Raw genomic sequence first — 12,470 nt, forward strand, 5'->3', positions numbered from 1 at the left:
ACCTGCGCCCGCAACGCCGGGCGGCGTCCGCCGTTGATCCGTTTTGGAGACACATCCATGATTGCATTGCAGGGCATTCGCGTCCTCGACTTGAGCAAGGTGCTTGCCGGCCCCTTGTGCGGACAGTATCTGGGCGAACTCGGCGCCGAAGTCATCAAGGTCGAGCCGGTCGGCAGCGGCGACGATACGCGCGCCTGGCTGCCGCAGGATCGCGGGCAGTCCGCCACCTTTCTCGCCGTCAATCACAACAAGCGCAGTCTCGCCGTTGACCTCAAGACCAGCGAGGGCAGGCAGATCGTCCAGACGCTGGCGGCCAAGGCGGACGTCGTGCTGCAAGGCTTCGGCAGTGGCGCCGCCGCCAGGCTCGGTGTCGACTACGACACGCTGTCCGCGTTGAACCCGGCCCTGGTCTATTGCGAGATCTCCGGCTACGGACGCACGGGCCCCCTGGGCCAGGAGCCCGGCTACGACGTCATGCTGCAGGCCTTCAGCGGCATGATCAGCACGATGGGCCAGGCCGGCGGCAAGCATGCGCGCGCCAGCTTTTCGCCGGTGGACCTGGGCACCGGCATGCATGCATTCAGTGGCATCCTGGCCGCGCTGATCGAGCGCCAGAAGACCGGCCGCGGCATGCACCTGGAGGTGTCCCTGCTGGATACGGCGATGGGCTTCATGGGCTATCTCGCACAGAACTACTGGCTAAGCGGCAAGGTACCGCGGGCCATGGGCACCGCGCATCCGGCCATGGCGCCCTACCAGGTGTTCGACGCAGCCGACGGGCCGGTGATGATCGGCGTCGGCAACGACGCGCAGTGGCGGCGCTTCTGCCCGGTCGCCGGGTTGCAGGATGTGGCCGACGCACCGCGGTTCGCCACCAATGCGGCCCGCGTCGCGCACTTCACCGAAACCGTCGAGATGGTCCAGGCGCGTATTCGGACCCAGCCGGTTACCTACTGGATCGACGCATTGCGCAAGGCTGGCGTGGCCTGTTCCCCGATCCACACGCTGGACCAGGCGCTGGCGCACCCTCAAGTGGCAGAGCGCGCGCTGATCGCCGAATCTGAGCATCCGGTGCTGGGCAAGGTGAGGAATATGGGCTTGCCCGTGCGCTTTCGCGGCGGCAGCCGGCAAGCGCGCCGCGCGCCGCCTTTGCTGGGCCAGCACACCGACGAGATCTTGTTGCAGTCGGGCTATACGCCCGAGTCCATTGAACGATTCAAGGCGCGTGGCGTGATTGCCAGCGCCGATGCCAGCAAAACCGGCGGCCTTTGCACGGCCGCATGAGATCAGGAGTCACCATGCCCTCAGTCAATTCAGTCAGATATGAAGTGCGCGACAGGGTCGCGGAAATCCTCCTCGATAGCGCGCCGGTCAATGCCCTGAACGAGACGATGATCGACGAAACGCTGGCGGCGCTGCGGCGCGCGGCACAGGACGATTCGGTCAGGGCCGTCATCCTGGGCAGCGCCCTGCCCCGGCGCTTTTGCGCCGGGCTGCGGCTGGATGCGCTGCACGGGGCGCCGCAGGCCCGGATCTACGGCCTGGTCGACAAGCTGTACAACGCACTGTGCGACGCGCAATTCAACCTGGGCAAGCCGTCCATTGCCGCCGTGAACGGCACCGCCCGTGGCGGCGGCATGACGCTCGCGATCTCCTGCGACATGATCGTCGCCGCCGACACGGCCACCTTCGGCTATCCGGAAATCGACGTGGGGCTGACGCCCGCCATCCACTACACGCACCTGCCGCGTGTGATTGGCCGTCACCGGGCCTTCGACCTGCTTTTCACCGGGCGCGCGTTCGACGCCGCCGAAGCCATGTCCCTCGGACTGGTCAGCCGCGTGGTGCCCGAGCAGGACGTCATGCGCGAGGCCAGAGCGCTTGCCCAGACCTTGTGCGCGAAATCTCCGGTCGTCGTCAAGATGGGACGCAAGGCCTTCATGCGCGCCAATGACAACGACTACCGGCGCGGCGTCGCCGCGGCGGTGGAGAGCTTCGGCAATGTGGTGGCGACAGACGATGCGAAGGAAGGCATCGCCGCGTTCGTGGAAAAGCGCAAGCCATCCTGGCAAGCCTGATCGTGCCGGCTTCAACAAGCATTCAACCATCGCCCTCAACGAAAGCGGAGCAAACGCATGCGATTCCTGAACACCCTGCACCGGAGCGCCCCCGTAATCCTTGCGCTGCTCGCGGTGCAGCCCGGTGGCGCCAGCGCGAAGGATGCATGGCCCACCCAGGCCGTGAGGCTCGTGGTGCCCTATGCAGCCGGCGGACCGACCGATGCCTTTGCACGCGTGCTGGCTGAGCAATGGGGCAAGCAGCTGGGCGAGCCGATGATCGTGGAAAACCGCACGGGCGCCGGCACGGTGGTTGGCACCGACTATGTGGCCAAGGCCAAGCCGGATGGCTATGTGGTCCTGTTGACGACGGTGGCGCACGCGGTCAACGAGAGTATCGTTCCCCGCCTGCCCTACCGCACCACGCAGGACTTCGCGCCGGTCGGGCTGGCAGCCAAGGCGCCCCTGGTCCTGCTGGTGAACAAGAACTTCCCGGCCAGGAATCTCCCCGAATTCCTGGCGTACGTCAAAGCGCATCCTGGGCAGGTCAACTATGGTTCCGCCGGCAATGGCAGCGCACCTCATGTCGCGACCGAGCTGCTGAACCTCAAAGCCGCGCTGAAGACCACGCACATCCCGTATCGCGGCACCGGGCCCGCCATGACCGACCTGATCGGCGGGCAGATCGGCTTCATGATCGACAGCGCGCCGACGGGCCTCGCGCAGGTCCGCGCGGGAACAGTGCGGCTGATTGCCACGTCGATGCAATCGCGCCTCCCACAGACACCGGACACGCCGGCCATCGCCGAAGCGGTACCCGGCTACGAAGCCTATACGTGGAATGGCGCCTTCGTCCCCGCGGGAACGCCGGCGGCGGTGATCACCACGCTCAACGGTGCGTTGCGCCGTGCGCTTGCCGACCCCGGCCTGAAGCAGCGAGCCTTCGAGATGGGCCTGGTTCTCGAGTCCGATCCAACGCCGCAGGCGCTCGCCGCGCACGTAGGCAGTGAGATCGCCAAATGGCGGACCGTCGCGCAGGCGGCCGATATCAAGGAGCCGTGAAGCATGACCCGCCCCGGCTCAGTCCACGTGAAACGCTGGCAGCACCTCTGCGGCCAGTTCCTCGATCACCTTGCGCGGCGGCCGTTGAGAAGCTGTCAAGTTGAACGAAACATGATGCGTCCCGTTATCGCGCATCTCCCTGAGCAATGCCGACAGGCCACGGCGGCCAGTTCGATAACCCAGTGAAATAGCGGCGGGAGGTTCATCGGCATCCGCGCTCAGATCCAGTTGCATGGCGATGCCGAAGCCGCGGAACTGGCCGGGCACGGCGCGCTCCACGGCCGTTTGCCACATGCGATGGCGTTCCCGCTGCACCGCAGGCTCGCGGTGATACGTCATCCAGCCGATAGCGTTGCGCGCGATCCAGTCGACGCTCTGCCCACCCGAGCCCACGGCCAGCAAGGGAATGGAGGCTGCCAACCGGGGCAGCAGGAAGAACCCCGGCGCATCGCCCTGGCTTCGGTCCGGTACAACACGGGAAGGCAGCGTCACCGCGGCTGCCACCGTTTCCCAGTGGCGCAGGTACAAAGCGCGCCGTGCGGCCGTATCCTGCCCAAACGCAGCATATTCGGCGGGTCGGTCGCCGGAGCCCAGGCCGAGCACGAAGCGGCCTTGGGACAACGCACTCACTGAAATCGCTCCTTTGGCGATATGCAGCGGATGCCGCAGCGTTAGCACGATGGCGCCGCTCACCAGGGCGATACGCTCGGTCTGGCTGGCCAGCGCGCCAAGGAACACCCAGGGATCGAGATGCCCGACCGGGTCCGGGTAGTCGGCGCTGTTCAGGGGCACGTCGCGCACCCACAGCGCGCGGAATCCGAGCGCGTCGGCGAGCCTGGCCAGCGCCACCTGCTCGCGGAAGTCCGCGACGACCTGGCCGGATTGCAACATCGGCAAGGTCAGGCCAAGCGAGAGGCGGCCTTCCTGGAACATACGGTCTTGCACGGCGGCGTCGTGCGGCGAAGGGGCTTCTGTCTGAGGCATGCGAGTCCTCCCGATTGACTTGCGGGTCCATGGCCCGTCTGCGGGGACCGTCTGGCATGTTAGCAGTTGCCACGCGCTGGCCGCTGCGCACAACCGGATGCGCCGGGCCGATGGGAACCGATAGCGCCGGGCGGACAAGCGCCCAGAAAAAAGCCCGCCCCACTCGCGTGGCGCGGGCCAAGTTTCCGTATTCTGGAAACGGGTAGACAAGTCATGAAGAGCGCCCCCGCATCTCCATGACGGAAATCATATTAGCGGGCGGCACCATTCGGGTTCTTGACCCATGTCAAATGGGCCTCCGGTTTGTGCGAAGGTAGTGCAAAGGCGGCGCGGCGCCTGTATGGCGCTTGTATGGCGCTTGTACGGATTTGCCGGCGTCAAGCCAGGTCATCCAGCTTGACCGCAAAGCCGCGCTGCACGCCGGGACGCGAAAACAGGGCGTCGTACCAGCGCCTGACATTCGGAAACTGCTCCAGCGAGACCTGATGGCGCTCGTGGCGCCAGGCCCAGCCCAGGATCGCGAAATCCGCCACGGACAGGTCGCCGGCCACGTACTCCACCTCCGCCAGCCGCCGGTCCAGCACGCCGTAAAGGCGCCGCGTTTCTTCCGAATAGCGCTTGAGCCCATAGTGCCGGTCAGCCTCCGCCTCGACCGTGCGGAAGTGATGCACCTGGCCCGGCATTGGCCCGAAGCCACCCATCTGCCACATCAGCCACTCCAGCACCGGCACACGGTCACGCAAGCTCGCAGGCAGGAACTTGCCGGTCTTCTCGGCCAGGTAAAGCAGGATCGCGCCGGATTCGAAGACGCTGATCGGCTGTCCATCGGGGCCATCCGCATCGACGATGGCCGGGATCCGGTTGTTGGGGCTGATGCGCAGGAAATCCGGCTGGTGTTGCTCGCCCTTGGTGATATTGACGGTCTTGACGGTATAAGGCAGCGCCATTTCCTCGAGCGCGACGCTGATCTTGCGTCCGTTCGGCGTATTCCAGGTGTGCAGGATGATAGTCATGGAAATCGGTTCGTGATTGGCTCGTGTTGAGGGGATCCAGGCTCAGCTCAAGGGCGCCGCAACGTATTGGCGGAAGCCGGCGCGCTCGCCCACGCGCGCATACCAGCGTTCGAGATTGGGCAGCGCGGGACGCTCGATCTGGGCGTCCAGGCCGAACCAGCGGCGTGCGTAGGCGCCCAGCACCAGGTCAGCCAGCGTGAAGACGCCGCCTTCCATATAGTCGCGGCCCTCCAGGTGCTGGTCGAGCAAGCGCCACAGCCCTGCCACCACGCGGACTTCAGCCGTCAGGCGAGCCACATCGCGTTCGGCGGCGGGCGTGCGCACAAAGCCCCAGAAGACCGGCCGTTCCGCCGGCTGCAAGGTTGACAGCGCCCAGTCCAGCCAGCGGTCCACGCTGGCGCGCACCTTGGGCCCGGCCGGGTACAGCGCGCCTGCCTTGCCGTATTCCATGGCGAGGTAGCGCAGGATGGAATTCGACTCCCACAGCACAAAATCGCCATCGATGATCGTCGGGACACGCCCGTTGGGATTCATGGCGAGATAGTCGGGCTCGTTGTTGCCGCCGAACTGCATGCCGGCGTCGATCCGCCGGAACGGCAAGCCAAGCTCTTCGCAACCCCACAGTACCTTTTGCACATTGACCGAATTCGCACGGCCCCAGATCGTCAGCATTCGATGTATTCCCGTTGAAGATTCCCGCGTTTCGCGCAGTCTCCAACGATACACCAAGGCGCGGATCGGGGCGTGGGCATGGCGCCTGCTCAAGCCCTGGCCGTGCGCGATCGCGGTGTGGCTTTCCCGGCCGAAAGCGCGGCGATGACGTTGGCCACCATGGGGTTCTCCCGCGTGGTCGACCACGCCATGGCGGTGGTCACCACGCTCACCGATTCCTTCAGCGGCCGGACCACGACATTGTCCGGCGCGGCCTTCTTCAAGGATGCGGGAACGAGTGCGATCCCCTGCCCGCAACCCACGAAGGCGATCTGCGAAGACACCGTGCGCACCTGGTGCAGCACCCGCGGCGAGAAGCCCGCGGTGCGGCAGGTCGCGATGAGACTGTCGTAGTAGACCGGGCTGACCTGCCGGGCGAACATCACGAACGCTTCATCCGCCAGCGCCGCCAGCCTGATACGCGGCGCCTCGGCCAGCGCATGCGCCCGCGGCAGCGCGACCGCCAGCCGGTCCTGCTTGAGAGGCATGGACTGGATCGACGGGCCCAGTTCCCCTTCCAGGCGCGCGAAGGCCAGATCGACATCACCGCGCTCCAGCGCTGGCACGGCGTCGGCGCTGTCGATCTCCGTCACGGAAATGGTCAGCTGCGGGTATGCGGCCTTGAGATGGTCGATCAGCGCAGGCAACGTATCGAGCATCGCGGACGAGATCGCGCCGATCGTCAGGAGCCCGGTCTGCCCATGCACGGCTTCGCGCACCGCCACGTCAAGCCGCTCCAGCTGCTCCGCGAGCTTTTGCACCGCCGGCAGCAGCGCCGCGCCAACCGGCGTGAGTTGCGCGCCGCGCCTCGAGCGCTCGAAGAGCTTCACCTTGAGTGCCTGCTCCAGTACCTGGATCTGCTCGGTGACGGGCGGCTGGGACATGCCAAGCCGCTTGGCGGCACGCCCGAAATGCTGCTCCTCGGCGACAGCCAGGAACACCCAGAGGTGACGGACAAGCCGGAAATTGATCATGGCTATCTTGATAGGTTTTACATATGGATAGGTTACCGGATTCGGAATTTACAGATCGAACTCCATCGTTGAAAGTGCAAGCCTGGCAACCCCCTTTACAGGCTCGAAATGACCTCCCCCACCTCACGCTCCTTGCTCGACCGCCTCGCCGCACTCGATACCAACACGGTGTCGGATGCCCTCGATTTCTACAGCCTCCCCGGGGCAACCTTCGGCATTCGCCCGCTCTGGGACTGCCCGAAGATCGTTGGCCGGGCCAGCACCATCCAGCTGGGCCGCAAGACGGACGCCCAACCGACGGTGCACCTGATCACCCCGGTCGTCGACGCAATCCAGACCGACGACCGTGTGCTTGTGATTGCAGGCGGCATCGATGGCGTCTCCTGCTGGGGCGACATCCTGGCCAATGCCGCCACCGCCAGGCAGGTGCGCGGCTCGGTGATCGACGGCCTGAGCCGCGACATCGAAGGCAGCGAGTCGATCGGCTACCCCGTGTTCGGACGCGGCGTGACCATGATCAGCGCGCGCAACCGGGTTGTGCAGGTTGGCGCCGGCGAGCCTGTCGACTTTGCTGGCGTGCTTGTTCATCAGGATGACTACGTGATCGCCGATCGCTGCGGCACGGTGTTCGTGGCGGCCGCACGCATCGAAGACATCGTGGCGCTTGGCGAACGCATTGCACGCCGCCAGGACTCGATGGTCAAGGCCGTGCGCGCCGGACGCTCGGTCGCTGAAGTCATGCATGACAAGGAATTCGACGCCATCCACAGTGGAGATGCCCAATGAACGCAGCAGACAAAGAACTATCGGACCTGTTCGCGGGCCTGGATACACCGGGGGTGTCCGACGCCATGGACAAGCTGGGCTTGCCCGGCCAGTGCCTTGGCATTGCGCCGCTGGACAACTACGCCCATGTCGTGGTCGGGCCCGCCTACACCGTCAGGTACGTGTGCGCCAGCACGCCGCCGGGCACGGTCGGTGACTTCATCGATGACGTGGCCGAAGGCGACGTGGTGGTGATCGACAACGACGGCCGCACCGACTGCACGGTCTGGGGCGACATCATGACCCAGTACGCCGGCGCGCGCGGCATCGCGGCCACCGTCATCGACGGGGTGTGCCGGGATGTGGCCAAGGCGCTCGGCGACGGCTATCCGTTGTTCACGCGCGGCCGGTTCATGCGCACCGGCAAGGACCGTGTCCAGGTCGAAGCGATCAATGCGCCGGTCTCCATCGGCACGGCGCGCGTCTGCGCCCGCGACATCGTCGTGGCGGACGCCAACGGGGTGGTCGTCGTCCCGCGCGACCGGGCGCGCGAGGTTGCCGGACTGGCACGCCAGATCGAGTCCGTGGAAGCGCGGATCCGCGAGCACATTGCCAACGGGAAAACCCTCGGGGAAGCCCGCGCGGCACTGGGCTACCACACGCTGCAGAGGAAGGCCCGATGACAACCGATGTACAGCGCTTGAATGAGAACCTGGCTAGTGCCCAGCCGTCCGCGACTTACCGGATGATGGACCGCGTGGCGGCTAAACGCGCATCCGGCGCCAAGGTGATTTCGCTCAGCGCGGGCGAGCCGGACTTCGATACGCCCGTGCATGTCTGCGACGCCGCGGTCGACGCGATTCGCCAGGGCCACACCCGGTACACGCAAGTCGCGGGCCTGCGCGCCCTGCGCGAAGCCGTTGCCGCCAAGTTCGGGCGCGAGAACGGGCTCGACGTTGCCTGGCAGGACACCATCGTCTGCAGCGGCGGCAAGCAGGTGATCTACAACGCCCTGGCAGCGACCTTGAACGAGGGCGACGAGGTCATTGTGCCCGCGCCTTACTGGGTCAGCTACCCGGAGATGGTCCAGCTGTGCGGGGCGCATGCCGTGGTGGTGCCGTGCGATGCGGACGTCGGCTTCAAGCTGACGCCGGCCGTCCTCGCCGCGGCAATCGGCCCGGCGACGCGCTGGCTTATCCTGAATTCGCCATCCAACCCCACAGGCGCGGTCTACACGCACGGCGAGCTGGCAGCGCTTGCCGAGGTGCTGCTGGCCCACCCGCATGTGCTGATCCTGTCGGATGACATCTACGAGCACCTGACGTTTGACGGCAAGCGCTTCCACACCATCGCCGCGGTCGAGCCGCGCCTGGCGGCGCGCACGCTGACGATGAACGGCGTTTCCAAGGCCTACGCCATGACCGGCTGGCGCATCGGCTTTGGCACCGGCCCGCGCTGGCTGCTCGAGGCCATGGAGAAGCTCCAGGGCCAGCAGACCTCCGGTGCCAGCGCCATCTCCCAGCACGCCGCGCTGGCAGCGCTCACCGGGCCGCAGGCGTTCATCGCCGACACGCGGCGGGTATTCGAGGCGCGGCGCAACCTGATGGTCCAACTGCTCAACGAAACGCCGGGGATAACCTGCGCGGTACCTGGCGGGGCGTTCTATGCATTCGCCTCCTGCGCAGCCCTGCTCGGCCGGCGAACGCCCGCCGGCACGTTGCTGAGCACGGACGAGGACGTTGCGCTTGCGCTGCTGGACGAGGCCAACGTGGCCGTCGTGCACGGCAGCGCCTTCGGCCTTGCGCCCTACATCCGCCTTGCCTACGCGCTGGACACGGAGTCGCTGCGCCAGGCATGCCAGGCGATCCAGCGGTTCTGCATATCACTGAGTGGCTGAACACCGCCCAGCGTAGCGCCAGGCACCGGCGCTACGCCGCCATCCAATCCTCCCAACGAAGCCTCAGAACGACCTCGGCATGCCAAGGATGTGCTCCCCGACATAGGACAGGATCAGGTTGGTCGAAATCGGCGCGACCTGGTACAGGCGGGTTTCGCGGAACTTGCGCTCCACGTCGTACTCCGCGGCGAAGCCAAACCCGCCGTGATACTGCAGGCAGGCGTTGGCAGCCTCCCAGGAGGCATCCGCGGCCAGCAGCTTGGCCATGTTGGCTTCTGCGCCGCAGGGCTGGTGCTCGTCGAACAGCCTGGCAGCCTTGAAGCGCATCAGGCTTGCGGCCTCCACGTTGACGAACGCCCTTGCGATGGGGAACTGCACGCCCTGGTTCTGGCCGATGGGCCGGCCGAACACAACGCGCTCGTTGACGTACTTGGTCACCTTGTCGATAAACCAGTAGCCGTCGCCGACGCACTCCGCGGCAATCAGCGTGCGCTCGGCGTTCAGGCCATCCAGGATGTACTTGAAGCCCTTGCCCTCCTCGCCGATCAGGTTCTCCACCGGGATCTCCAGGTTGTCAAAGAAGAGCTCGTTGGTTTCGTGATTGACCATGTTGAGGATCGGCTGCACCGTCAGGCCCTTGCCGATCGCTTCGCGCAGGTCGACGAGGAAGATGGACATGCCTTCCGACTTCTTCTTGCACGCCGCCAGCGGCGTGGTCCGCGCCAGCAGGATCATGAGATCCGAGTGCTGCACGCGCGAGATCCAGACCTTCTGGCCGTTGACGACATACTTGTCGCCCTTGCGCACGGCAGTGGTCTTTATCTTGGTGGTATCCGTCCCGGTGCTCGGCTCGGTGACCGCCATGGATTGCAGGCGCAGCGCGCCGCTCGCGATCTTTGGCAGGTACTCGCGCTTTTGCGCAGCCGAGCCATGGCGCAGCAGCGTGCCCATGTTGTACATCTGCCCGTGGCAGGCGCCCGAGTTGCCGCCGGCACGGTTGATCTCTTCCATGATGACCGAGGCTTGCGTGAGGCTCAGCCCCGAGCCGCCGTATTCCTCGGGGATCAAGGCCGCCAGCCAGCCGGCGGCGGTCAGCGCATTGACGAATGCCTCGGGATAGCCCCGGGCCTCGTCGATCTTGCGGAAATACTCCGACGAGAACTGCCCGCACAGGTCGCGGATGGCTTCGCGGATTTCCTGGTGTTCATCGACTTTGTTCAGCACGAGATGTCTCCGTGAGTGTTCTTCTTTGCCTGGTTCGGCTGGATCTGGATGCGCCTGGCTTAGCCCAGCTCGGCGGTGGCGGTCATGGCGAGGGCGCCGCCCGCCTGGCGAATCCACAGCGCGACCGTCTTGCCGTCCTCGCTCAGTTTGCCGCAGGCCTCGAAACGCTGGGGCACGTGGGTCGGTCGCACGCCCTTGAAGGTAAAACTGCTAACGGTGGCGTCCGGCAGGTTCCTGCGTACCAGATCAAGGAGCAGCACGGCCAGCAGCGGGCCGTGGACGATCAGGTCCGGGTAGTGCTCGACCGTGGTCACGTAGTCGTGGTCGTAGTGGATCCGGTGGCCATTGAAGGTCAGCGCGGAGAAACGGAACAACAGCACCGGGTCGGGCAGGATTTCATGGGACCAGTCTTCGTCCGTGCGCGCGGCGATGGGGTCGGGCGCGGCCGCGCCCGGGACGGCTTGCTCACGGTAGACAATGTCGTGCTCTTCCGTCACCGCTAGGCCCTGCGGCCCCGAATACCGATGCTCCACGGTCACAAAGGCCAGCGAGCCGGTGCGGCCCGCCTTGGCGCTCACGTCCAGGATGGTGGACGTTTTCGACACGGCGTCGCCCAGGCGCAGCGGCTGGTGAAACCGCAGGCGCCCGCCGGCCCACATGCGGCGCGGCAGCGGCACGGGCGGCAGGAACCCGCCCCGATTGGCGTGGCCGTCGATGCCCAGCTCGGACTGCCGGTGCAGCGGCAAGAAGTAGAGCCAGTGCCAGAGCGGCGGCAAGGCATCGCCGTGCACGGGCGGCGCGTCTTCGCGGTCCAGGGTCGCGCTAAGCGCCTTGACGGGAAACGCGGTGATGTCATCCTGGGACTCGGTTGACTTACCGATCCACGCCTTCAGGTTGGCAGTGTCCATCGATCTCTCTGTGGTTAGGTTCTGGTCAGTGGTTGATGCCGATCAGGCCGGCGCCCGGCCCGCGCGCTCGAGCAGGTTCACGGCGCGTGCAATGACGGGCGCGTCGATCATCTCGCCGTCGAGCTGGAATGCGCCCGGGCCTGACCTTGCCTGTTCGACCACTCGCGCAGCCCAGGCAAGCTGCGCGTCGGTTGGCCGGTAGGCGGCGTTGACTTCGCCCACCTGAGCGGGGTGAATGCAGAGCTTTGCCCCGAAGCCCAGGCGCCGCCCGCGCTCGGCAGCGTTGCGCAGCGCCTCGGCATCGGAGAGTGCAACCGTCACCCCGTCCACCGGCGGCGCAATGCCCGCGACCCGCGACGCGAGGACGAGCATGGAGCGGAAAAACAGCAGTTCCTGGTCGTCGCCCTCGATGCCCAGCTCGGTGCGAAAATCCACGGTCCCGAAGATCAGGCGGTCGACGCCCGGCGCACCGGCCACCTCGCTGACGTTGGCCATGCCCCTGGCCGTCTCGATCAGCGGGAGCACCTGCACGCCGGGCCGAAGGTGCCTGGCCACCAGCGCGACATCCGCCGCGCTTTCCGCCTTGGGCAGCACGATGCCCGTCACGCCTGTCTCGCGGCAAAGGCGCACGTCATCCTCAAACCATTCGGTCTGCGTGGCGTTGATCCGCACCATGCCGCGACCGCCGTCGGCCAGGTACGCCTCCAGCATCCCCCTTGCCCGGCACTTGTCCTCGTCGGACACCGCGTCCTCGAGATCGAGAATGACTGCGTCCGCCCCCGATGCGTTGGCCTTGGCGAAACGCTCGGGACGATTGGCGGGCACGAAAAGATAGGAACGGGCGATAGCGGCGGCGGCCATGGGGACTCTATCCG

General features: G+C 66.2%; 13 protein-coding genes. 6 read left to right on the plus strand and 7 right to left on the minus strand.

What is annotated here, in order from left to right; translation table 11 throughout:
• Positions 1-57: 57 nt before the first annotated feature.
• Genes F7R26_RS10805 through F7R26_RS10815 form a run of 3 tightly spaced genes read left to right on the plus strand, consistent with a single transcriptional unit; the run spans position 58 to position 3,119 of the window.
• Entirely contained in the window at positions 58-1,284 is a 1,227-nt protein-coding gene (locus F7R26_RS10805; protein WP_150983590.1) for a CaiB/BaiF CoA transferase family protein, read from the plus strand.
• Positions 1,285-1,298: 14 nt separating this feature from the next.
• The gene (locus tag F7R26_RS10810; RefSeq protein ID WP_150983591.1) at positions 1,299-2,078 is read left to right on the plus strand and encodes an enoyl-CoA hydratase/isomerase family protein; all 780 of its coding nucleotides are present in this window, start codon (positions 1,299-1,301) and stop codon (positions 2,076-2,078) included.
• A 57-nt stretch (positions 2,079-2,135) separates the two neighbouring features.
• Positions 2,136-3,119, plus strand: a complete 984-nt coding sequence (locus F7R26_RS10815; protein ID WP_150983592.1) for a tripartite tricarboxylate transporter substrate binding protein — start codon at positions 2,136-2,138, stop codon at positions 3,117-3,119.
• 18 nt (positions 3,120-3,137) lie between these two features.
• Here the strand turns inward: F7R26_RS10815 and F7R26_RS10820 are convergent, their stop codons facing one another.
• The 4 genes from F7R26_RS10820 to F7R26_RS10835 all read right to left on the minus strand — a co-directional run bounded on the left by F7R26_RS10820 (position 3,138) and on the right by F7R26_RS10835 (position 6,801).
• Positions 3,138-4,103, minus strand: coding sequence for a TIGR03571 family LLM class oxidoreductase (locus F7R26_RS10820; RefSeq protein ID WP_150983593.1), 966 nt, complete (start codon positions 4,101-4,103; stop codon positions 3,138-3,140).
• A 377-nt stretch (positions 4,104-4,480) separates the two neighbouring features.
• Entirely contained in the window at positions 4,481-5,116 is a 636-nt protein-coding gene (locus tag F7R26_RS10825; protein ID WP_150983594.1) for a glutathione S-transferase family protein, read from the minus strand.
• A gap of 42 nt (positions 5,117-5,158) precedes the next feature.
• A complete protein-coding gene (locus F7R26_RS10830) occupies positions 5,159-5,788 on the minus strand; it encodes a glutathione S-transferase family protein (protein ID WP_150983595.1) in 630 nt (209 codons plus the stop codon).
• An 89-nt stretch (positions 5,789-5,877) separates the two neighbouring features.
• Positions 5,878-6,801 (minus strand): LysR family transcriptional regulator, encoded by a 924-nt coding sequence (locus tag F7R26_RS10835; RefSeq protein ID WP_150983596.1) that lies wholly within the window; start codon positions 6,799-6,801, stop codon positions 5,878-5,880.
• A gap of 108 nt (positions 6,802-6,909) precedes the next feature.
• Here F7R26_RS10835 and F7R26_RS10840 point away from each other — a divergent pair, with 108 nt between their 5' ends.
• The 3 genes from F7R26_RS10840 to F7R26_RS10850 are packed head-to-tail and all read left to right on the plus strand — an operon-like array spanning position 6,910 to position 9,463.
• On the plus strand, positions 6,910-7,587 hold the full coding sequence (locus tag F7R26_RS10840; protein ID WP_150983597.1) for an RraA family protein: 678 nt from the start codon (positions 6,910-6,912) through the stop codon (positions 7,585-7,587).
• Positions 7,584-8,249, plus strand: a complete 666-nt coding sequence (locus F7R26_RS10845; protein WP_150983598.1) for an RraA family protein — start codon at positions 7,584-7,586, stop codon at positions 8,247-8,249. Before F7R26_RS10840 ends, F7R26_RS10845 begins: the two co-directional genes overlap by 4 nt.
• On the plus strand, positions 8,246-9,463 hold the full coding sequence (locus F7R26_RS10850) for a pyridoxal phosphate-dependent aminotransferase (RefSeq protein ID WP_150983599.1): 1,218 nt from the start codon (positions 8,246-8,248) through the stop codon (positions 9,461-9,463). The genes F7R26_RS10845 and F7R26_RS10850 overlap by 4 nt, the downstream gene beginning before the upstream one ends.
• A 63-nt stretch (positions 9,464-9,526) precedes the next feature.
• Here the strand turns inward: F7R26_RS10850 and F7R26_RS10855 are convergent, their stop codons facing one another.
• From F7R26_RS10855 to F7R26_RS10865, 3 genes are read right to left on the minus strand one after another with little or no spacing between them, the layout of a single operon-like run.
• On the minus strand, positions 9,527-10,687 hold the full coding sequence (locus F7R26_RS10855; RefSeq protein ID WP_416351280.1) for an acyl-CoA dehydrogenase family protein: 1,161 nt from the start codon (positions 10,685-10,687) through the stop codon (positions 9,527-9,529).
• Positions 10,688-10,746: 59 nt separating this feature from the next.
• Positions 10,747-11,595, minus strand: coding sequence for an HTD2 family dehydratase (locus tag F7R26_RS10860; RefSeq protein ID WP_150983600.1), 849 nt, complete (start codon positions 11,593-11,595; stop codon positions 10,747-10,749).
• A 42-nt stretch (positions 11,596-11,637) separates the two neighbouring features.
• A complete protein-coding gene (locus tag F7R26_RS10865) occupies positions 11,638-12,456 on the minus strand; it encodes an HpcH/HpaI aldolase/citrate lyase family protein (RefSeq protein WP_150983601.1) in 819 nt (272 codons plus the stop codon).
• Between the last annotated feature and the right edge of the window lie 14 nt (positions 12,457-12,470).

Origin of the sequence: Cupriavidus basilensis, from assembly GCF_008801925.2 — a bacterium.
Classification (GTDB): domain Bacteria; phylum Pseudomonadota; class Gammaproteobacteria; order Burkholderiales; family Burkholderiaceae; genus Cupriavidus; species Cupriavidus basilensis.